Here is a 21,632-nt window from a genome sequence, read left to right as displayed (position 1 = left end):
CGGAAGGCATCGGTGCCGGACCCTTTCGTGACGGCGCGTTCGCGTCATCGGTGAGCTTATATGGAAACGGTTCCCATTATCTAGAGGGCGGGACCCTTCTGCCTAAAGGGCGAGACCCGTCAGTACGAGAACGCGCTCGTACGTGTAGTCCTCCATCGCGAACCTGACGCCCTCGCGGCCGACGCCGGACTGCTTGGCGCCGCCGTACGGCATCTGGTCGGCACGGTAGGACGGCACGTCGCCGATGACGACACCGCCGACCTCCAGGGCGCGGTGGGCCCGGAAGGCGACCTGGAGGTCATGGGTGAACACGCCTGCCTGGAGGCCGTACTTGGAGTCGTTGGCGGCGGCGAACGCCTCGGCCTCGCCGTCCACCTTCCGCACCGTGAGGACCGGCCCGAAGACCTCCTCGCAGGAGATCGTGACATCGTCGGGTACGTCGGTGAGAACGGTCGGCGCATACGAGGCACCGTCCCGCTTGCCACCGGCGAGGAGGTTCGCACCGGCCCCTACGGCTTCGTCGACCCACGCCTCGACCCGCTTGGCCGCGTCCTCGCTGACCAGCGGCCCGACGTCGGTCGCGCCGTCGGCCGGGTCACCGGTGACCTGGGCCTCGACGGCGGCGACGATACGGGGCAGCAGCCGGTCGTACACGGCGGCGTCCGCGATGACCCGCTGCACGGAGATGCAGGACTGGCCGCCCTGGTAGTTGGAGAAGGTGGCGATCCTGGTCGCCGCCCAGTCGAGGTCGGCGTCGGAGGCGTAGTCGCCGAGGACGACCGCCGCGCCGTTGCCGCCGAGTTCGAGGGTGCAGTGCTTGCGCGGCACGGAGTCCATGATCGCGTAGCCGACCTTCTCCGACCCGGTGAACGAGATCACCGGGAGGCGCGGGTCCTGCACGAGGGCGGGCATGCGGTCGTTGGCGACCGGGAGGATGCTCCAGGACCCGGCGGGCAGGTCGGTCTCGGCGAGGAGTTCGCCGATGACGAGGCCGGAGAGGGGGGTGGCCGGGGCCGGCTTCAGGATGATGGGGGCGCCGGCGGCGATCGCCGGGGCGATCTTGTGGGCGCAGAGGTTGAGGGGGAAGTTGAAGGGCGCGATACCCAGGATGGCCCCCTTCGGGAAGCGCCGGGTGAGGGCGAGCCGGCCCTGACCGCCGAGGTCGGTGTCGAGGCGCTGCGCCTCGCCGCCGTTGAAACGCCGGGCCTCCTCGGCCGCGAACCGGAACACGGAGACGGCTCGGCCGACCTCGCCGCGGGCCCACTTGATCGGCTTGCCGTTCTCGGCGGAGATGAGCTGGGCGATCTCCTCCGTGCGCTCGACGAGACGCCGGCTGACGTGGTCGAGGGCAGCGGCGCGGACGTGGGCCGGGGTGGCGGCGAACTCGTCGCGGACGGCGTGCGCGGCGGCGACGGCTTCCTCGACCTGGGCCTCGGTCGGCACGCCGACCGTGCCGACGAGGCGTCCGTCCCAGGGGGAGGTGACGTCGAAGGTGGTCTCGCCGGTGGCCTGACGGCCGGCGAGCCAGAAGGCGTGGGTGACGGGCGACGTGGAGGTCATGGGTACACGGTAGGACGGGGAGGGCGGGGGGTTGTTTGTCCGGGGTGGAGTGGTAGGGGGTGGGGGGTGTGACGGTTTGGCGTAGTGGGCTCCACCGAATCACCAGCACCGGCCGCGCCCTCCAGCGCCGGCCCGCATTTCCAGCCCGTCCGGCGTTTGAGGACGAGGCCCCTTCAGGGCCGACAGCGGGGGTCTGGAGGCGCAGCCCCCAGGAACGGGATGGGACGGGTAGGGGCGGCGGGGGCGAAAAAACCACCCCCACCCCCCACCTCACTCCCCAACCGCCGCCGTCGTCTTCAAGGCCAGCCACAACTCCATCCGCACATCCGGATCATCCAACGACCGCCCGAGAATCTCCTCCACCCGCCGCATCCGGTACCGCAAGGTATGCCGGTGCACACCAAGATCCGCCGCAGCCGCGTCCCACTGCCCGTGCCGGGACAACCACGCCCGCAGCGAAGCCACCAGGTCACCCCGACCCGTCGCGTCATGCTCGTACAGCGGACGCAGCAACCCGTCCGCGAACGCCCGCACCGCGTCGTCGGCCAGCAACGGCACCACGGACCCCGCGGCCAGCTGCTCGTGCCCGACCAGCACCCGCCCCCGCCGCCGGGCCACCGACAACGCCTGCTCGGCCTGCTTGTACGCCGCCGCCGCGGCGATGGGCCCGGCCGGCCCGGACATCCCGACCACAAGCTCGTCCTCGTCACCGGAAGAACCGCCAAGACCGGAAAGACCGGAGGAGGAAAGGGAAGAGGAAGAAGAGGAAGAGGCAGAGGCCAACGCCTCTCCCCGCCCGCGCACCTCCGCCCGCGCCCCCTCCAACGCCGCGGCGAACTCCTCACAGGCCCCCACCGCCGCACCCCCGTCCACCGCGAGCACGACCAGTCGTTCACCCTCCGGCACCACCAGCACCGCTTCCCCGGCCCGCGCGGCGGCCGACTCCAGGCACTCGGCGAGCCCGCCCAGCGGATCGCCGTTCGTGTCGGCGGCCACCAGCGCACCGGCGGTCGACCTGCTCACACCGCCGCTCCCGCCCTCCCGTGCCCCTCCGATCGGCGCGGTGGCCGACTCGGCGACGACGATCCGGTACGGCGCGTCGAGCAGCTCGCCGTACAGACCCCCGGCGACGGCGCGCGCGTGGTCGGGTTCGCCGGCCAGCAGCATGCGCAGCACCGCCGCCCCGATGCGCTGTTCGGCGGCCTGGAGGGAACGGGACCGCTCGGTGGTGAGGGTCAGCAGGGCGATGGCCGAGTGGAGGGCGTACCGCTCCGCCGTACCGAGCGCGGCGGCCGTACCCACGGCCAGTGCGGCGCGCGGCCGGCGCCCGGTGCCGAGGGAGTGCAGCTCGACCCGGTCGCGCTCCCCCTCCTCGTCCCCGCCGCCCGCGCCCACCACCGCGCTCGCCGGTGCCGGCCGCTCCCGCAGCCGTTCCACGTCCGCCGTGAGCAGAGCCGCCCGCCGCCCGGCCCACTCGGGTGCGGTGGCGACGACGGCGCCCGAGGCGTCGTACAGCGCCGCCCAGCCGTCGACCTGCGAGGCGAGCGAGGCGAGCAGGCCCTCCGGACCGTCGGTCAGCGCCTGCCGGGTCAGTTCGCGCTGTGCGGCGAAGCCGGCGGTCACCGCCCGGTACTGGTCGGCGGCGATGGCCGCCGACACCGCCTTGCTGATCGCGAGGAACGGCGTGCGGCGCGGGACTTCCAGAAGGGGCAGCCCCTCGTGCTCGGCCGCCTCGACGAGTGCCTTCGGGATGTCCGCGTAGTTGACCCCGACGGCGAAGCCGAGTCCGACAACCCCTGCCGCGGCCAGCCGCTTCACATAGCGCCGCATGGCCTCGGCGTCCTCGGCGTCCAGCTTGAGGGCGGTGATCAGGAGCAGCTCCCCGCCCTCCATGTAGGGGACGGGGTCGGCCAGTTCGCTGGCATGCGCCCAGCGCACGGGCACGTCCAGACGGTCCCCGCCGGCCCGCACGGTCAGCTTGAGCGTGGAGTGGTGGACGAGCGAGGCGAGCGTCGGGGGCATGAGGCCTTCAGATCTGTGTGAGCTCCGTGGACTTTTGGCCGCCATGTATGAACAGCCTGTGCCGATTCTGCCTCACCGTACCTACCGCGTGCCCCACGCGGGTGGCTGTCCCTGCTCAGCCCCGCAGATTCACCAGCAGCGGAGGCGCGTGCTCGCCGTCCACCGTCGTCAGGGACAGCACGGCGTGCCCGGGCGGCACCTCGTGCGCCAGTTCGGACGCCGACCATCGCTCCCGTTCGACCGTCCGTACGGTCACCGCGTCGGTGGTGACCGCCTTGCCGGTGACCAGTTTGCGCAGGGCGTGGATGGCGCGGGTCATCGGCTGGTCCGCGAAGACGGTGTGCTTGGCCACGTCCCGGGTCTCCACCCAGGCCGTGCCCCAGGCCTGGGCGAACCGGCTGCCGTCCCAGGTCGTCACGCCGGCGAACGCCATCCGGCAGCCGACCGCGCCGTACAGCGGCCCGTGCAGCGCCTCCGGGACATCGCCGATCGTCCGCAGGGCGAGGACGACGCCCGCGTTCTGGGTGCGCATCCGCTGGATGCGGCGTACCGAACCGGCGGTGACCGTCCCGGTGGCGTCGTCGAGCACCAGGCAGGCGAAGTGCGGGCGCCGTCCGTCGCGTACGACGGCGCTGAACTGGGCGAGGACGAGCCGCGTGATCAGCCGGGCGGCCTCCTCGTGGCCGTGCTCGGGCAGGTCGACACGGACGCGCAGCGGGTACTGGGCGAGGGAGCGCAGCGAGAAGGGCCTCGCCGTGCCGCCCCCGCCGAAGAAGCCGTCGAATACCGGCCGGTTGAGCAGCGCGAGCCGGTCGGCGAGGGTCCGGCCGACGTCCGTCGGGCTCGCCGACTGCCGGATGCGTACGTCGAGTTCGCGCCGCATGACGGCGTACTCGTCCCCGGCGAGAGCGTCGCGCAGGGCGGACAGCGCGGCCGGGTCGCTCTCCAGCAGTTCCCGCAGCACCGGCAGGGCCGGGAAGTGTCCGTGGGCCGCCCGGTAGGGGCCGAGCAGCTGGGCGAGCGCGGTGGCCGCGCTCTCGGTGCCGACGGTGTCGAGGTCGCCGACCAGCGCCTCGGCGAGGAAGGAGGCCGCCTCGTCGGGGTCGTCGGAGTCGGCGTACGGATCGAGGTCGTGGACGGAGGAACGGTCACCGATCCGCACGACGACGTCGAACGCCGTGTCCGCGGCGATCGGCGTCCCGGGCGCGGCGACCGTGACGAACGCGCACTGCCCGGTGAGCGCCCGCAGGGCCAGTGCCTCGGTCACCGGTTCGATGAGATGCCGTGTCTTGCCCGCCCCCGACGGTCCGACCGCGAGCAGGGAGGTGCCCAGCACCTCGGCCCCGAGAGCCGCGCCGGCGCCGTGATAGACGAGCGGCGCCCGCTCGGCCGCCGCCCACCGGCCGATCCGCACCTGCCCGACGGTCAGGTCGTGACGCGCGGCCCGCCGGGTCAGGTCCCGGGCGCCGGAGGGGTGGACCCAGGCCGCCGCGCCCTGTCTCAGCACGGTGTCCCGGAAGTCCGCGAGCAGCCCGTCCCGCCTGGCGAGCGTCCACGCGTGCTCGACGCGGGCGCAGTCCACGTCGTTCATCCGGCCGCCGGCCACCTCGGCGGTGAGCAGCTCGGCAGCCTCGTACTGACCTGCCTCCCGGAGGTCGGGCCACTGCTCGCGCGGCCGGTCGGCGGGCGCGGGTCCGGTGGGACCGGCGGCGGCCTTGCGTGCGGCGAGGCGCTGCTTCGCGTACGCCCACCAGCCACCGATCCGGGCGAACGGCCATACGACGAGCAGGGTGATGACGGTGTAGAGGCCGACCTTGAAGGCCGTCGACCCGAACACGTCGAAGCCGCCGGAGATCAACGCGACGAGGGCGACGACCGCGTCGACGAGCGGCAGGGCGTTCCAGCCGGCTCCCGGGAAGGCGTTCGGGAACACGAAACTGAGGGTGACGAGGGCGCCCAGCGCGGCGAGCAGGGCCCGTGCGGGCTGCGGCCTGCGTGCCACGAAGTGCCGGGCGATGTCGGGCCAGCTGCCGAGCCGGCCCATCGCGTAGAGCAGCACGAGAAAGAAGACGCCGTTGTAGACGAGGACGGCCGCGCTGCCCTCCCATCCCTTGGGCGAGACGGTGCCGCCCCACCACCAGTCCTCCGGCGTGAACAGTTTCAGCAGCACCGACTGGTACGGCATCGCGCCCCGGCGCCAGAGCGACCACAGGAACAGCCCCACCACCAGCGGCACCAGCAGCCCGACGACGGTGACCGGGGAAAGACGTTCCGCCGCCTGGGCTCCCTTGGGCAGCCGGTAGCCGTACCGCCAGATCCCGGGCTCGGCCTCGGGCCGCGGCTCGCCCAGCCACTCGGCGACGGACGCCGGCGCGGGCACACTCGGCGGCGCCCCCTGCTCGACGGGCCGAGGGGCCCGGGCCGGCCGAGGCGGCATTGAGGGCCCGTCCGGCGGCCCCGCCGGACGCGGCACAGGATTCGCATGCGTACCCCGCGCGTCCTGGGTCCCGTCGCTGTCCATCGCCCTGCCCCCTGACCAGCCTGACCAGCTGCTTAGGCCACCGTCACTCGACAGCGGCCAATCTAACGCTCCCACAAGGGGAGTTCACCGCTTACACGGCCGACCTCGCGGACCGAACCCGGCCGCGCAGCGCCCCATGGAGGGCCCGTAGAGGCCTGTGGAATGGGTACCCGTCTGTCCATCAAGGACAACGACACACCCCCACCACTCCCAAACGGTGCATGCCCGCCCCCACCCGCCACCCCTAGCCTGCGAAGAGAACCGGGGCGAAATCCCCGCGTCCGCCGCACCTCAGCCCCGCGTCCGTCACGCCCTCAGGAGCCCCTCATGACCTCCCTCCCCCAGGAGCGCCGCGTAGTCACCGCCATCCCCGGCCCGAAGTCACAGGAGCTGCAGGCCCGGCGGCTGGCCGCCGTCGCGGCAGGTGTCGGCTCGGTGCTGCCCGTGTTCACGGCTCGGGCGAGCGGCGGGATCATCGAGGACGTCGACGGGAACCGGCTGATCGACTTCGGGTCCGGCATCGCCGTGACATCGGTCGGCGCCAGCGCCGAGGCGGTCGTACGCCGGGCCTCCGCCCAGCTCGCCGACTTCACGCACACCTGTTTCATGGTCACGCCGTACGAGGGGTACGTCGAGGTCGCCGAGGCGCTCGCCGAGCTGACGCCGGGCGACCACGCCAAGAAGAGCGCCCTCTTCAACAGCGGTGCCGAGGCCGTCGAGAACGCCGTGAAGATCGCGCGGGCGTACACCAAGCGGCAGGCCGTGGTCGTGTTCGACCACGGTTACCACGGGCGGACGAACCTCACGATGGCCCTCACCGCCAAGAACATGCCGTACAAGCACGGCTTCGGGCCGTTCGCGCCCGAGGTGTACCGCGTACCGGTCGCCTACGGCTACCGCTGGCCCACCGGCCCGGAGAACGCCGGTCCCGAGGCCGCCGCGCAGGCCGTCGACCAGATCAGCAAGCAGGTCGGGGCGGAGAACGTCGCGGCGATCATCATCGAGCCCCTGCTCGGCGAGGGCGGCTTCATCGAGCCCGCGAAGGGCTTCCTGCCGGCGATCCGGAAGTTCGCCGCCGACAACGGCATCGTCTTCGTCGCCGACGAGATCCAGTCCGGGTTCTGCCGGACCGGCCAGTGGTTCGCCTGCGAGGACGAGGGCATCGTGCCCGACCTGATCACCACCGCCAAGGGCATCGCGGGCGGGCTGCCGCTCTCCGCCGTCACCGGGCGCGCCGAGATCATGGACGCCGCGCACGCGGGCGGCCTGGGCGGTACCTATGGCGGCAACCCGGTCGCCTGCGCGGGTGCGCTCGGCTCGATCGAGACGATGAAGGAGCTCGACCTCAACGCCAGGGCCAAGCGCATCGAGTCCGTCATGAAGGCCCGGCTGACCGCCATGGCCGAGAAGTTCGACGTCATCGGTGATATTCGCGGCCGGGGCGCCATGATCGCCGTCGAACTGGTGAAGGACCGCGTCACCAAGGAGCCCCACCCGGAGGCGACCGCGGCTCTGGCCAAGGCCTGCCACCAGGAGGGTCTGGTGGTCCTCACCTGTGGCACCTACGGCAACGTCCTCCGCTTCCTGCCGCCGCTGGTGATCGGTGAGGACCTCCTCAACGAGGGCCTCGACATCATCGAGCAGGCCTTCACCAGCGTCTGACGCGTCATCGGCTCCCGCCGCCCGTCCGCGCCACGCGCTCATACCGGCCGACCGGCCCGGATTCCGCTTGTTTCCGGGCCCGCGAGGGCACCGTCAGAGCGTGTGAAGAAGGTGTGCGAGGAGGATGGCGGGATGTCATTCTGTCTGTCCGAGACCCATCCCCTGACGTAGGTTCTATCCAGATGAGAGATACACCCCGCCCGCAGGAAACTGTGGGTGGCGCCTGGTCGGGGCCTCCCCAGCTTCGATCTGGTCGTGCCCTCGCGCACACAACCGGAGCTTCTGGTTCCGGGTCTCCTCACCGATCGGACAGTCGCCCGCCCCAAACCCCCCGGGGCGTGCGACGACCCGATCTGATCGTCCGCCCTGGAGCTACCCCCCCTGTTCCAGGGCGGACGACCTCTCGGAGCGTCCTCCCCCTTCTGACCCTCGCGGTCCTCCTCTTCGCGCTGATCACCTGGCAGGTCGCCGTCCACGGCCCCCTCGCCCGCGCGGACGAACGTCTCAGTGACTCGCTGGTCCACCCCTCCCGCCCCTGGGCGCTCCTCGCCGACCTCGGCAGCATCCTGGTCGCCGGTCCCGTTCTCGTCGCCGTCCTGGTCTACGTCGGTCTGCGCGCACGCCGGGCGGGTACGGAGCGCTGGTGGCGGGAACCGGTCGGCGCGGGCGTGCTGATGGCGGCCGTACCGGCGATCGTCGTGCCCATGAAGGAGCTGGTCGCCCGGTCCGGACCGCCGGTCATGGGCCCCGGCACCGGGTTCTACCCCTCCGGTCACACCGCGACCGCCGTCGTGGCCTACGGCTCCGCCACCCTGCTTCTGTGGCCGTGGCTGCGCGGCACGTTCGCCCGTCGGCTGGTCCTGGCAGGCTGCCTCGGTCTCAACGCCGCCGTCGCCGTCGGGCTGGTCGTGCGGGGTTTCCACTGGCCGCTGGACGTGCTGGCGAGCTGGTGTCTGTGCGGCGCGCTGCTGATCCTGCTGCGGCTCTTCGTCCGCAGGCCCACGCCCCCACTCTCACCCCCGCCCTCGCCAACGCCCTCGCCGTCACCTTGATCCCTTCGGCGGCCAGGCCACCCTCCAATGGGGTGCGATCACGTACACCGGGGTGAATTCGGGTGCGGTGCCGCCCGGACGGAAGGTCCGCATGGTGGTCTCCGCGGTCACCTTGAGCTCCCAGTCCACCGCTCCCCGGAAACCGCCGCAGGCGACGTCGGCGAACAGCCGCCACTCGACACGTCCGCGGTCCTCCGTGTGCGGGGCGAGCACGAGCCGCCAGGCCGTGCCGGCCGGGATCCGCAGTGGCAGCCCGAAGTCCGGCACCACGGGTATGCCCTGCCCGTCGAGCGCGGGCCGCACCAGCGGCGGGGTCTCGTCGAGGAACACCTCCGCGTCCGGTATCTGCATGGGCTGGTAGTTCTCCAGGGCACGCCGGCGCGCCTGAGACAGATCCTCGGCGAGCGAGAGGACGGGGCCCGGCTGGGGTACGAGGCTCACCCCGCTCGGCTTCATCGGCGCCCGGCCGGTCACCTCCGCGCGCAGGCCGAGCAGTACGAGGTCGTGCTCGCCGGTCGCCGCCAGGTCGAGGTACACGTTGTGGCCGGTGAGGGGGATGTGCACGGGGTCCGGGCCGACGGTGGTGCTGGGGTCGAGCACGGCGAAGGCATGGCTCAGCCCGCCGAGCTGCAGGTCGAAGTCCACGGCATGCGCAGGCTGCGGGGCTTGAGGGGGCTGCGCAGATTGCGGAGTTCGCGCGTACTGCCGTTGATCCTCGTCCGCCGGCTTTCTCTCACGTCCTCGCCACCACTTCACGCCTCGTCCTCCCAGCTCAGGCCGTGCGGCGGCCGGGCCGCCGTCCGGAACGGATGGCCCGCGAGATCCACCCTGGTGGTGCCGTTGCGCCGGCCGCAGACCCAGTCGAGCTCCAGCTCCCAGGCCACCTGCCAGCGTTCGGTCTCCGCGCGCAGTTCGAAGGTTTCCGGCTCGTCCGGGCCGACCGTGTACGAGAACGTGGCCGGGGTGTCGTCGCCGCGCGGTTCGAGTCGGGGCGGGTCCTCGTCGAGCAGCACCGTGTAGGCGCGCACCGGCAGGACCCCGGCGTGCGGTGACAACTCCCCGCGTGGCGGCCGCCGTTCGATCACGACGACCCGGAGTCCCGCCAGCACGACGGTACGTTCCGCTGCCGTGACGTACAGCCGTACGGTGTGCCCGCTCGCCGGTACGACGCGCGAGGGCTCACCGGCGCCCGCGGGCACGTGGAGGTAGCTGACGTCCGAGAGGGCGACGTGGAAGTCCAACGGGTCCCCGCCGGGTGTCCGGCGGCGCAGGAAGGCAGCCGTTCTCTCGACCAGGGCGGCGGTGACCACCGCGCCCGGGAGAGGGGCGAGCCAGTCCGGGACCAGGTCGGAGACCCACAGGACGGCTGTCCCGACGGCGGTGAGCGCGAGGGCCACGACGGTGGTGCGGCCCAGGGCACGCGCACGCCTCGCCCTGCCTCCGAACGCCACGGCGGCTCCTGTTGTCGTCAATTACCCGGCCTTACCCACCTGCTGGTCGTTCGACACACTGTTCGACACGCCGGTGCCCCACCCGCGACCGCCCCGCCCACGGTTCGCGTCGACCGCACGGACGGCCGACGAGAGCGTGGTCACGCGGGAATCAGGCAGCCGCGGGAACCTCGGGGATCACCAGCTCTTCCCTTCCGTTCTCATCTGTCGTCACCTGTCGTCGTCCGTCGCCAGATTCGCCGCCGCCTCGTGCATGGCCAGTTCGAGGAGTGCCGGGTCGGTGAGGGTGCCCGAGCCGTCCGGCGGGATCAGCCAGCGGACGCCTCCGGTCACGCGGCCCGGGTACGGGACGACGATCCACGTGCCGCGTCCCGCCGTACGCACACCCGTGCCCAGCCAGCGGGTCGCGGTGCCCGGCGGCACGAAGAAGCCCATCCGGGAGTCGCCGAAGTCGACGAGCACCGGGCCGGGTTGGTCGATGACGCGGGTGAGGACGTCGAGGGTGGGGTAGCCGAGTTCACCCCGCAGGATCAGTACGTCCCAGGCCTTGCCGGCGGGCAGCAGCGCGATCCCCTGGGGATTGCGCTCCCATTCCCACCGGCAGGCCTCGGGATCCGGAGCAACGGACGCCAGCCACTCGACCGCCGTTTTCGCCCCAGTCATGGGGACCTCCCTTTTCTCTGTGAACGCTGGTCGCGTTCACGAGGGAGAGGGGGGTTTCCCGGGACCATTACGCGGGTTCCACCAGGTTTTATGGGTGAACCAGCTCATACCTACTGAGCTGGGCGCACGCGCCCCTCAAGGGGCGCGAGGCAGTATCCGATATGCGCCTCCGGCGCGTGGGCGCGACAAGCCCCCACCAACCCGCAGCCGACGAATGAGCTGCTAACTGTCGAATCCCAACCCGAACCGATCCATCGCCCTCAACCACAGATTCCGGCGCCCCCCATGCGTATCGGCCCGCGCCAACGACCACTTCGTCAACGCGATCCCCGTCCACGCGAACGGCTCCGGCGGGAACGGCAACGGCTTCCTGCGGACCATCTCCAGCGACGTGCGCTCCGTGCGCTCCCCCGCCAGCAGGTCCAGCATCACGTCCGCGCCGAAGCGGGTCGCGCCGACGCCGAGGCCGGTGAACCCCGCCGCGTACGCGACCTTCCCCCCGTGCGCGGTGCCGAAGAACGCCGAGAAGCGCGAGCAGGTGTCGATCGCGCCGCCCCACGCGTGGGTGAAGCGGACGCCCTCCAGCTGCGGGAAGCAGGTGAAGAAGTGGTCGGCCAGCTTGGCGTAGGTCTCCGGGCGGTCGTCGTACTCGGCGCGGACCCGGCCGCCGTACGGATAGATCGCGTCGTAGCCGCCCCACAGGATGCGGTTGTCGGCGCTCAGCCGGAAGTAGTGGAACTGGTTGGCACTGTCACCGAGGCCCTGCCTGTTGTGCCAGCCGATGTCGGCGAGCTGCGCCTCGCTCAGCGGTTCGGTCATCAGCGCGTAGTCGTAGACCGGCACGGTGTAGGCCCGGACGCGCTTCACCAGGCTCGGGAAGATGTTCGTGCCGAGCGCGATCCGACGGGCGCGGATCGACCCGTACGGCGTGCGTACGGCCATGCCGGCGCCGTACGGCCGCAGGGTGAGGGCGGGGGTGTGCTCGTAGACGCGGACGCCGAGGCGCAGGCAGGCCCGCTTGAGGCCCCAGGCCAGTTTCGCCGGGTTGAGCAGCGCGACGCCGGTGCGGTCGTGCAGGCCGGCCAGGAAGGTGGGGGACGCGACCTGCTCCCGTACCGCTTCCGCGTCCAGGAACTCGGTGCTGGTCGCGAGGCCCTTGTCCGTCAGCTCCTGGTGCCATGCGCGGAGTTCGTCGGCCTGGTGGGGTTCGGTGGCGACGTCGATCTCGCCGGTGCGTTCGAAGTCGCAGTCGAGGGAGTGGCGGGCGACCGACTTCTCGATCTCGTCCAGGTTCTGGGCGCCGAGTTCCTGGAGCCGGTGGATCTCGTCCGGCCAGCGGGCCAGCCCGTTCGCGAGGCCGTGGGTGAGGGAGGCGGCGCAGAAGCCGCCGTTGCGGCCCGAGGCGGCCCAGCCCACCTCGCGGCCCTCGACGAGCACGACGTCCCGCTGCGGGTCGCGCTCCTTGGCGATCAGCGCGGTCCACAGCCCGCTGTAACCGCCGCCCACGACCAGCAGATCGCAGTTCTCGGCGCCGGTGAGGGCGGGCTCGGGGTGGGGCTTGCCGGGGTCGTCCAGCCAGTAGGCGACCGGCTGAGCGTCCGAAAGGGATTTCGTCCAGCGATTTACGTTTCCATGGGTCATGGCGCTTGGGGCCATGATTCCAACTCCCTACGAGAAGTTAGTTCTTCTGCCTGTTTCGGCGGTTGCCGATGACCATTCCGGTCAGCACGAACAGTACGGCGATCAGGAACATGGCCGTACCGATGACATTGATCTGAACGGGCGTTCCGCGCTGCGCCGAACCCCAGACGAACATGGGGAAGGTGACGGTCGAGCCCGCGTTGAAATTGGTGATGATGAAATCGTCGAAGGAGAGCGCGAAGGCGAGCAGCGCGCCCGCCGCGATCCCGGGGGCCACGATGGGCAGGGTGACGCGTACGAAGGTCTGCACCGGCCCCGCGTACAGGTCCCGGGCGGCCTCCTCCAGGCGCGGGTCCATCGACATCACCCGGGCCTTCACGGCGACGACGACGAAGCTGAGGCAGAACATGATGTGGGCGATCAGGATCGTCCAGAAGCCCAGCTGGGCGCCCAGGTTGAGGAACAGGGTGAGCAGTGAGGCCGCCATGACGACCTCGGGCATCGCCATCGGGAGGAAGATCAGCGAGTTGACGGCGCCCCGCGCGCGGAAGCGGTACCGCACCAGCGCGAAGGCGATCATCGTGCCGAGGACGGTCGCCCCGATGGTCGCCCAGAAGGCGATCCGCAGGCTGAGCGAGAGCGAGCCGCACATACCGGCGACGCCGCAGGGATCACGCCAGGCGTCCGTCGAGAACTGCTGCCACTCGTAGTTGAAGCGGCCCTTCGGCTTGTTGAAGGAGAACACCGTGACAACGACGTTCGGCAGCAGCAGATAGCCGAGGGTGACGAGTCCGGCGATGACGACGAAATGGCTCTTGAGCCAGCGCCCGATCGAATTCACGAAGGCCATTTAAACCAGGTCCTCCGTTCCGGACTTGCGGATGTAGAGGGTGACCATGACGAGGATCGCGGCCATGAGGAGAAAGGAGAGGGCGGCGGCCGTCGGATAGTCGAGGATGCGCAGGAACTGCGTCTGGATGACGTTGCCGATCATGCGGGTGTCGGTGGAGCCGAGGAGGTCGGCGTTGACATAGTCGCCGCTCGCCGGGATGAAGGTGAGCAGCGTCCCCGAGACGACTCCCGGCATCGACAGCGGGAAGGTGACCTTGCGGAAGGTCGTGAACGGCCTGGCGTAGAGGTCGCCGGCCGCTTCGTGCAGCCGTCCGTCGATGCGTTCGAGCGAGGTGTAGAGCGGCAGGATCATGAACGGCAGGAAGTTGTACGTCAGACCGCACACCACCGCGAGCGGCGTGGCCAGCACCCGGTCGCCGGCCGTGATGCCGAGCCAGCTGGTGACGTCCAGGACGTGCAGCGAGTTGAGGGCGCCGACGACCGGCCCGCCGTCCGCGAGGATCGTCTTCCAGGCGAGCGTACGGATCAGGAAGCTGGTGAAGAACGGCGCGATGACCAGGATCATGATCAGGTTGCGCCAGCGTCCCGCGCGGAACGCGATCAGATACGCGAGCGGATAGCCAAGGACCAGACAGAGGATCGTCGCGGCACCGGCGTACAGCACCGAGCGCAGGAACTGCGGCCAGTAGTCGGCCAGCGCGTCCCAGTAGGTCGCGAAGTGCCAGGTGACCTTGTAGCCCTCCTCCAGGGAGCCCGTCTGCACGGACGTGGAGGCCTGGTAGACCATCGGCAGCGCGAAGAACACGAACAGCCAGAGCAGGCCGGGCAGGAGCAGCCAGTACGGCGTCCAGCGGCCTCTTCTGCGCGGGGGCTTCTTCGCCGGGGCGGGCGCCAGGGGTGGCGCGGCCTGGGTCGCGGTGGCCATCAGACGGCCGCCTCGTCGTCGACCGTCCCGACGCCCGCGTCTATGTCCTGGTCCGCGTCAAGACCGAAGGTGTGCGCCGGGTTCCAGTGCAGGACGACCTCCGCACCCGGGGCCAGCCGGGCGTCGCGGTCGATGTTCTGGACGTACACCTCGAACTCGGGGCAGACGGGGCTGTCGACGACGTACTGCGTGGAGACGCCGATGAAACTGGTGGCGGCGATCTTCCCGGTGATGCGGTTGCGGCCGACCGGGATGTCGCCGGCGTCGTCCGCGTGCGTGAGGGAGATCTTCTCGGGGCGGACCCCAACCAGCACCTTGCCGCCGGTCCGGGTCGGTGCGGAACATCGGGCCTCGGGGAGCAGCAGCTTGCCGCCGCCCGCCTTGAGGACGATCTCGTCGCCGCTCTTGGTGTCCACCTCGGCCTCGATGAGGTTGGAGGTGCCGAGGAAGTTCGCGACGAACGTGGTGTTCGGGTTCTCGTAGAGATCGGTGGGCGAGCCGAGCTGCTCGACCCTGCCCCCGTTCATCACGGCGACCGTGTCGGCCATCGTCATGGCCTCCTCCTGGTCGTGCGTGACATGGACGAAGGTGATGCCGACCTCGGTCTGGATGCGCTTCAGCTCCAACTGCATCTGGCGGCGCAGCTTGAGGTCGAGGGCGCCGAGCGGTTCGTCGAGGAGGAGCACCTTGGGGGTGTTGATCAGCGCACGGGCCACTGCGACGCGCTGCTGCTGGCCGCCGGAGAGCTGGTGCGGCTTCTTGCGTGCCTGTTCACCGAGCTGGACGAGCTCCAGCATGTCCTCGACCTGCTTCTTCACCGACTTGATGCCGCGCCGGCGCAGACCGAAGGCGACGTTCTCGAAGATGTCGAGGTGCGGGAAGAGGGCGTACGACTGGAAGACCGTGTTCACCGGCCGCTTGTAGGGCGGCAGGTTCGTGACCTCCTGCTCACCGAGGAAGACGGTCCCGGAGGAAGGTTCCTCCAGGCCCGCGATCATCCGCAGGGTCGTGGTCTTCCCGCAGCCGGAGGCGCCGAGCAGAGCGAAGAAGGAGCCCTGCGGGACGGTGAGGTCGAGGGGGTGTACGGCGGTGAACGAGCCGTATCTCTTGCTGATCCCGGAGAGACGGACGTCGCCGCCGTGGTCTGTGCTGGTGCTGGTCATGGTGTGGTCCTTGGGGAGTCGGAGGGGTGTCGCACCGCTGGGGGCAGGCGTGGCTACGCCCCTGTCAACTTCGCGAACTTCTCCTCGTACGCCGTCTCTTCCTTCTGGCTCAGCGACCGGAAGGCGTGGGACTTCGCGGCCATCGCCGCGTCGGGAATGATCAGCGGGTTGTCCGCCGCGTCCTTGTCGATCTTGGCGAGGTACGGCTTCACCCCGTCGACGGGACACACGTAGTTGATGTAGGCGGCCAGTTCGGCGGCCGGTTCGGGCTCGTAGTAGTAGTCCATGAGCCGCTCGGCGTTCGTCTTGTGGCGCGCCTTGTTGGGGATCAGCATGTTGTCGCTCGACGTGAGGTATCCGCTGTCCGGGATGATGAAGTCGATGTCCGGGCTGTCCGCCTTGAGCTGGACCACGTCACCGGCCCAGGCGATACAGGCCGCGAAGTCGCCCGAGGTCAGGTCGGCCGTGTAGTCGTTGCCGGAGAAGCGGCGGATCTGGCCCTTGTCGACGGCCTTCTGGAGCCTGGCGATCGCCGCGTCGTAGTCGTCGTCGGTGAACTTCGCCGGGTCCTTGCCCATGTCGAGCAGGGTCATGCCGATGCTGTCGCGCATCTCGGAGAGGAACCCGACGCGCCCCTTCAGCTTGGGGTTGTCGAGCAGGTCGGAGACCGACTTCACCTCTACGCCGTCCAGGGCCTTCTTGTTGTAGGCGATGACGGTCGAGATGCCCTGCCAGGGATAGGAGTAGGCGCGGCCCGGGTCCCAGTCGGGGCTGCGGAACTGCTCCGACAGGTTCGCGAACGCGTGCGGGAGGTTCGACGCGTCCAGCTTCTGTACCCAGCCGAGCCGGATCAGCCGGCCGGCCAGCCAGTCGGTGAGGACGATGATGTCCCGGCCGGTGTCCTGGCCCGCCGCGAGCTGCGGCTTGATCTTGCCGAAGAACTCGACGTTGTCGTTGATGTCCTCGGTGTACTTGACCTTGATGCCGGTCCGCTCGGTGAACGCGTCGAGCGTGGGATGGTGCTTCTCGCTCTCGTCGACGTCCATGTACTCGGTCCAGTTGGAGAAGTTGACGGTCTTCTCCTTGGCCGAGTGGTCGTCCGCCGAGACGCCTCCCGCGGTCTTGCCTGCCGCGGGGATGCCGCAGCCGGTCAGCGCGCCGAGGCCGCCGGCCACCAGGGCGCCGCCCGCGGAGGCACGCAGCAGGGACCGGCGGGTCAGGGCGGCCCTGCCGTTGCGGAAGCTGCGCCGCATGGCGGCCATCTGGGCCGGGGAGAGGCGGTCGGGCTCGTACTGCTCCATGCGCGTGATGCCCTTTCGGGAGGGTGTGCGGCCGCTGGTCGGTCGGCCTGTGTCCGGTCAGCGGTCCCCGAAGATCGTGCGGTGCCAGTCCTTGCGGGCAACCGCGGTGTTGTCGAACATGACGTGCTTGATCTGTGTGTACTCCTCGAACGAGTACGCGGACATGTCCTTGCCGAAGCCGGACGCCTTGTACCCGCCGTGGGGCATCTCGCTGATGATCGGGATGTGGTCGTTGACCCATACGCAGCCCGCCTTGATCTCGCGGGTGGCGCGGTTCGCCCGGTAGACGTCCCGGCTCCAGGCGGAGGCGGCGAGACCGTAGGGCGTGTCGTTGGCGAGCGCGATGCCCTCGTCGTCGCTGTCGAACGGCAGGACGACGAGCACGGGCCCGAAGATCTCGGACTGAACGATCTCGCTGTCCTGGGCGGCGTCCGCGACCAGGGTGGGCCGGTAGTAGGCGCCGCTCTTCAGCTCCCCCTGGGGAGCCTCACCGCCGGTCACCACGCGCGCGTAGGCACGCGCCCGCTCGACGAATCCGGCGACCCGGTCGCGCTGCGCGTGCGAGATGAGCGGCCCGAGGTCAGTGCCCGGGGCGAACGGATCGCCGAGCCGGACGGTGTCCATAAGGGCAGCCGTTTTCGCGACGAACTCCTCGTACAGCGGGCGTTGCACGTACGCGCGCGTGGCGGCCGTGCAGTCCTGCCCGGTGTTGATGAGTGCGCCCGCGACAGCGCCGTTGACGGCGGCGTCGAGATCCGCGTCGTCGAAGACGACGAAGGGCGCCTTGCCGCCGAGTTCCAGGTGGAGCCGCTTGACGGTGGCGGTGGCGATCTCGGCGACGCGCTTGCCGACGGCCGTGGACCCGGTGAAGGACGTCATGACGACATCGGGATGCCCGACGAGATGCTCACCGGCTTCCCTGCCGGTCCCGGTGACGACATTGATCACCCCGTCCGGGATCCCGGCGGCGGTGGCCGCCTCGGCGAAGAGGAGCGAGGTCAGCGGGGTCAGCTCGGCGGGCTTGAGCACGATCGTGTTGCCGGCCGCGATCGCCGGGAGGATCTTCCAGGCGGCCATCTGGAGGGGATAGTTCCAGGGCGCGACGGACCCGACGACACCGATGGGTTCCCGGCGGACGTACGAGGTGTGGTCACCGGAGTACTCCCCGGCCGACTGCCCCTGGAGGTGCCGGGCGGCGCCTGCGAAGAACGCGGTGTTGTCGATCGTCCCCGGCACGTCGAACTCGCGGGTCAGCTTGAGCGGCTTGCCGCACTGGAGGGACTCGGCGCGCGCGAACTCCTCGGCGCGCTCGGCGAGGACGGCGGCGAACCGGTGCAGCGCGTCGGAACGCTCACCCGGGGTGGCTCCGGCCCAGCCCGGGAAGGCGGCGCGGGCGGCTGCGACCGCGGCGTCCACGTCGCCGGGACCGGCGAGCTCGTACGTGTAGACCGCGTCGCCCGTGGCGGGGTCTACGACCCTGTGCGTACGGCCGGAGGTGCCGCGGGTCAGCCGGCCCGCGATGTACTGCGCGCCGGCCGCGAGCCGCTCCTGTGCCGGGAAGCGATGGCCCGGATTGTGCATGTCGCTCTCCTCCGTGACCCTCCCCGGACTGCTGGGGTCAACGTAGCTCCAGGTCGATTTGAGTGCCGATCCTGGCAGAGTAAGTGGACTCCAACAAGGGATTCCGTTGTTGCCATTTGGTTACGCGACGAAATCTGTCGACCAGGTGTCCAGCGGGACGGGAAATACGAGGACGCGATGTCAGTGGTGAATGCCAGACTCGCGTGCATGGGGAGAATCACGGGTGATACGGGGCAGTCGGGGCAGATCAATTCGCTGGAGGCGCTGACCAGGGAAGTCCGTGCGGGGGCCCGGGTCAAGTACCTGCACTTCTGGGGGCACCGGCCACGCCCGGACGGCCGGGTGGGGCCGAGCTGTCTCAGCCAGTGGTGGCCGTCCGCGTTCTCGGTGGACGGCGTGGAGTACGCGACGGCCGAGCACTGGATGATGGCCGCCAAGGCCCGTCTGTTCGAGGACGCGGAGGCGGAGCGCCTGGCGGTCACGGCGTCGAACCCGGCCCTGGCGAAGAAGGCCGGGCGGCTCGTGCGCGGCTTCGACGAGGCCGTGTGGGAGCGCGAGCGGTTCGAAATCGTGGTCGAGGGCAGCGTCCACAAGTTCGCCGCGCACAGTGATCTGCGGGGGTTTCTGCTGGGCACGGGCGAGCGGGTGCTGGTGGAGGCGAGCCCGGTGGACCGCGTGTGGGGCATCGGCCTGGCCGCGGACGACGAGGCGGCGATGGATCCCGGCCGATGGCGGGGGCCGAACCTGCTGGGGTTCGCCCTGATGGCGGCGCGGGAGCGGTTGCGGGCGGGCTAGGCACCTGGCCCCGGAGAGGCGTTTCGCCCGCCCTCGAGACCCGTCGAGACGGTTCCGGGACGTGGGGTGCCGATTCCGCACCCCACCTCCCGGGACCGCTCGGAGCTGCCGGGCCGACCGCTCGTCAGACCCGTTGGGACAGGGAGGTCGAGAAACTGCCGTCGATCTCGTTCGCGGAGCCCTCGTCGCCGAACACGATGGTGAGGACCCCGAAGGCGGCGGCGATGACGATGGCGACGGCACCGCAGATGATTCCGGCCAGCGCCTGGCCCGGGTTGGTCGCCTGGCCCCGGCGGGCCCGGCCCCGGGTGATCAGGCCGAAGATCACGGCGAGGATGCCGAGGATGATCGCCAGCGGCCAGAGACAGAAGAAGACCGCCGAGATGATGCCGACGACGAGCGAGGCCGTACCCAACCCGTTTCTGGGCTGGGGCGCCATGGGGGCCCAGCCGTAGCCGGGACCTCCGCCGTACATCGGGGGCGAGGGATACCCGGGGCCGGGGCCGCCGTATCCGGGCTGCTGCGGGTAGCCGTAGCCCGGTCCTGCCGGGTACGGCGGCTGGTAGGCGTATGGGGCCTGTCCGGGGCCGTCGGGCGATATCGGCGGCGGCGGAACCGGCTCGCCGGGCGCGGCGGGCTGGGCGTAGGAGGCCCCCGGGACCGGGGGCGCGAACGGGTTGTCCTGCGGGGTGCCGGCCGGGTGAGCGCCGGGTGCGGCGAAGGGGCTGGCCCAGGGCCGGGGTGCCTGGTCCGCCGGCGTCGAGGTGACCGTGGGGTGGTTGTGGACGGAGGGAGGGGGTGGGGTGGCGCCCCCGTTGTTCCAGAACACCGTGCCCCCGGGACCGTCGGGGACGGAACCCGGGCGAGGGGTGTCCTCTGCCGGCGGCGCCCAGGGATCGAACTCGGCGTCCGGACCTGCCGTGCCGGCGGGGGCGGACGGAGCCGGCGGCTTGTCGAGCGGGACCCGCGCGGGTGTGCCGCTGGCGGGGCTGTCGCTGACGGTTTCGCCGGTCGCCGCGCCCTCGGAACTCGCCCCCTCCGCAGGGACGTTCTCCGGTGACTGCGACGGCTGCGCGGCGTCGGACATGCGTGGGGTCCCCTCGTTCGTACGTTCCGTCATGCTACGACCCGCCGATCGCCGGACGACCGGGCACCTCCGGCATCCCCGCCCGGCCCTGCCGGCTGCCCTCCCACCTGCCGGCTGCCCTCCCACCTGCCGGCTGCCCTCTCCCGCCTCCGGGCGGAATCCACGGGCGCCCGCCCGCGCGCCCGGCCTACGATGATCCTCGAGTCATCGATCAGCCGATCACCCGCGTCCCGCCGACCGTCGCCCGGTCCGGGGCGCCGTTCCCGGGGAGGAACCCTTGACCGACCACAACCAGCGTGCCGCAGCCGGCGACCGTGACCCGCACGCCTTCATCGCCGGGCTGCCCAAGGCCGAACTGCACGTCCACCATGTGGGCTCGGCCTCCCCCCGGATCGTCTCGCAGCTGGCCGCCCGCCACCCCGACTCCGCGGTGCCCACCGATCCCGAGGCCCTGGCCGACTTCTTCACGTTCACGGACTTCGCCCACTTCATCAAGGTGTACCTGTCCGTCGTGGACCTCGTCCGCACACCCGAGGACGTGCGGCTGCTGACGTACGAGATCGCCCGTGACATGGCACGGCAGCAGGTCAGGTACGCCGAGCTGACCATCACCCCGTTCTCGTCCGTCCGCCGCGGTATCGACGACCGAGCCTTCATGGACGCGATCGAGGACGCCCGGAAGTCGGCCGAGGCCGACTTCGGGACCGTGCTGCGGTGGTGCTTCGACATCCCGGGCGAGGCCGGGCTCGAATCCGCCGAGGAGACGGTGCGCCTCGCCACCGACGACCGGCTGCGCCCGGAGGGGCTGGTGTCGTTCGGGCTCGGCGGGCCCGAGATCGGCGTACCGAGGCCGCAGTTCAAGCCGTACTTCGACCGGGCGATCGCCGCCGGACTGCGGTCGGTGCCGCACGCGGGCGAGACCACCGGCCCGGAGACGGTCTGGGACGCGCTGAACCATCTGCGCGCCGAGCGCATCGGGCACGGGACGAGTTCAGCGCAGGACCCCGAACTGCTCGCCCACCTCGCCGAGCAGCGCATCGCCCTGGAGGTCTGCCCGACCTCCAACATCGCCACACGCGCCGTCCGTACACTCGACGAGCACCCCCTCAGGGAGTTCGTGCGGGCCGGCGTCCTCGTCACGATCAACTCCGACGACCCGCCGATGTTCGGCACCGACCTCAACAGCGAGTACGCGGTCGCCGCCCGGCTGCTCGACCTCGACGAGTGGGGTATCGCCGACCTCGCCAAGAACGCCGTCGAGGCATCGTTCCTCGACCCGGCGGGCAAGGCCACGCTGGCCGCCGAGATCGACACGTACACCTCGGCGTGGCTCGCCCCCTGAGAAACATCGCTGTC

The 21,632-nt window shown here is 70.8% G+C and carries 17 protein-coding genes; 4 read left to right on the top strand and 13 right to left on the bottom strand.

The genetic code is table 11. The features are described from left to right. Nucleotides 1–102: 102 nt before the first annotated feature. The 3 genes from OG241_RS40410 to OG241_RS40400 form a co-directional block, all read right to left on the bottom strand. Nucleotides 103–1,560, bottom strand: a complete 1,458-nt coding sequence (locus OG241_RS40410; protein WP_405822743.1) for an aldehyde dehydrogenase family protein — start codon at nt 1,558–1,560, stop codon at nt 103–105. A gap of 270 nt (nt 1,561–1,830) precedes the next feature. Further along, nucleotides 1,831–3,582, bottom strand: coding sequence for a PucR family transcriptional regulator (locus OG241_RS40405; RefSeq protein WP_405822741.1), 1,752 nt, complete (start codon nt 3,580–3,582; stop codon nt 1,831–1,833). 115 nt (nt 3,583–3,697) lie between these two features. After that, nucleotides 3,698–6,103 carry an ATP/GTP-binding protein gene (locus OG241_RS40400; protein ID WP_405822740.1) on the bottom strand — a complete coding sequence of 802 codons (2,406 nt, stop codon included), beginning with the start codon at nt 6,101–6,103 and terminating at the stop codon, nt 3,698–3,700. Nucleotides 6,104–6,430: 327 nt separating this feature from the next. Between OG241_RS40400 and gabT the strand changes: the two genes are divergently transcribed. Both gabT and OG241_RS40390 read left to right on the top strand, forming a co-directional pair. Next, on the top strand, nt 6,431–7,765 hold the full coding sequence (gabT, locus tag OG241_RS40395; RefSeq protein ID WP_405822738.1) for a 4-aminobutyrate--2-oxoglutarate transaminase: 1,335 nt from the start codon (nt 6,431–6,433) through the stop codon (nt 7,763–7,765). A gap of 338 nt (nt 7,766–8,103) precedes the next feature. Next, nucleotides 8,104–8,817 carry a phosphatase PAP2 family protein gene (locus tag OG241_RS40390; RefSeq protein ID WP_405822737.1) on the top strand — a complete coding sequence of 238 codons (714 nt, stop codon included), beginning with the start codon at nt 8,104–8,106 and terminating at the stop codon, nt 8,815–8,817. Here OG241_RS40390 and OG241_RS40385 read toward each other — a convergent pair. The 9 genes from OG241_RS40385 to OG241_RS40345 form a co-directional block, all read right to left on the bottom strand. After that, complete coding sequence (locus tag OG241_RS40385) at nt 8,809–9,462, bottom strand: hypothetical protein (RefSeq protein WP_405822735.1); 654 nt, start codon at nt 9,460–9,462, stop codon at nt 8,809–8,811. The two genes, OG241_RS40390 and OG241_RS40385, sit on opposite strands and share 9 nt — an antisense overlap. Nucleotides 9,463–9,569: 107 nt before the next feature. Beyond that, complete coding sequence (locus OG241_RS40380; protein WP_405822734.1) at nt 9,570–10,268, bottom strand: hypothetical protein; 699 nt, start codon at nt 10,266–10,268, stop codon at nt 9,570–9,572. 210 nt (nt 10,269–10,478) lie between these two features. Continuing rightward, the gene (locus tag OG241_RS40375; RefSeq protein WP_405822733.1) at nt 10,479–10,931 is read right to left on the bottom strand and encodes a hypothetical protein; all 453 of its coding nucleotides are present in this window, start codon (nt 10,929–10,931) and stop codon (nt 10,479–10,481) included. Nucleotides 10,932–11,153: 222 nt separating this feature from the next. Then, nucleotides 11,154–12,587 carry an NAD(P)/FAD-dependent oxidoreductase gene (locus tag OG241_RS40370; protein WP_405822732.1) on the bottom strand — a complete coding sequence of 478 codons (1,434 nt, stop codon included), beginning with the start codon at nt 12,585–12,587 and terminating at the stop codon, nt 11,154–11,156. Between the two features lie 22 nt (nt 12,588–12,609). After that, nucleotides 12,610–13,422 carry an ABC transporter permease gene (locus OG241_RS40365; protein ID WP_405822730.1) on the bottom strand — a complete coding sequence of 271 codons (813 nt, stop codon included), beginning with the start codon at nt 13,420–13,422 and terminating at the stop codon, nt 12,610–12,612. Beyond that, the gene (locus OG241_RS40360; protein ID WP_405822728.1) at nt 13,423–14,349 is read right to left on the bottom strand and encodes an ABC transporter permease; all 927 of its coding nucleotides are present in this window, start codon (nt 14,347–14,349) and stop codon (nt 13,423–13,425) included. Next, nucleotides 14,349–15,512, bottom strand: a complete 1,164-nt coding sequence (locus OG241_RS40355) for an ABC transporter ATP-binding protein (RefSeq protein WP_405822727.1) — start codon at nt 15,510–15,512, stop codon at nt 14,349–14,351. Before OG241_RS40355 ends, OG241_RS40360 begins: the two co-directional genes overlap by 1 nt. Nucleotides 15,513–15,565: 53 nt before the next feature. Further along, nucleotides 15,566–16,813: a PotD/PotF family extracellular solute-binding protein gene (locus tag OG241_RS40350; protein ID WP_405822725.1), complete on the bottom strand. Its 1,248-nt coding sequence runs from the start codon at nt 16,811–16,813 to the stop codon at nt 15,566–15,568. A 57-nt stretch (nt 16,814–16,870) separates the two neighbouring features. Then, a complete protein-coding gene (locus OG241_RS40345) occupies nt 16,871–18,394 on the bottom strand; it encodes a gamma-aminobutyraldehyde dehydrogenase (RefSeq protein ID WP_405822723.1) in 1,524 nt (507 codons plus the stop codon). A 177-nt stretch (nt 18,395–18,571) separates the two neighbouring features. On the opposite strand from OG241_RS40345, the gene OG241_RS40340 reads away from it, so the two are divergent. Then, nucleotides 18,572–19,189 (top strand): NADAR family protein, encoded by a 618-nt coding sequence (locus tag OG241_RS40340; RefSeq protein ID WP_405822721.1) that lies wholly within the window; start codon nt 18,572–18,574, stop codon nt 19,187–19,189. A 124-nt stretch (nt 19,190–19,313) separates the two neighbouring features. On the opposite strand, the gene OG241_RS40335 is transcribed toward OG241_RS40340, so the two are convergent. Continuing rightward, on the bottom strand, nt 19,314–20,276 hold the full coding sequence (locus OG241_RS40335; protein WP_405822719.1) for a DUF4190 domain-containing protein: 963 nt from the start codon (nt 20,274–20,276) through the stop codon (nt 19,314–19,316). Between the two features lie 277 nt (nt 20,277–20,553). Between OG241_RS40335 and OG241_RS40330 the strand changes: the two genes are divergently transcribed. Beyond that, entirely contained in the window at nt 20,554–21,618 is a 1,065-nt protein-coding gene (locus tag OG241_RS40330) for an adenosine deaminase (RefSeq protein ID WP_405822717.1), read from the top strand. Nucleotides 21,619–21,632: the final 14 nt, after the last annotated feature.

The sequence above is a fragment of the Streptomyces sp. NBC_01390 genome, from assembly GCF_045040105.1.
In the GTDB taxonomy this organism is placed as follows: Bacteria; Actinomycetota; Actinomycetes; order Streptomycetales; family Streptomycetaceae; genus Streptomyces.
Note: the sequence above shows the minus strand (reverse complement) of the source record. Positions and strands in the feature narration are given on the sequence as shown.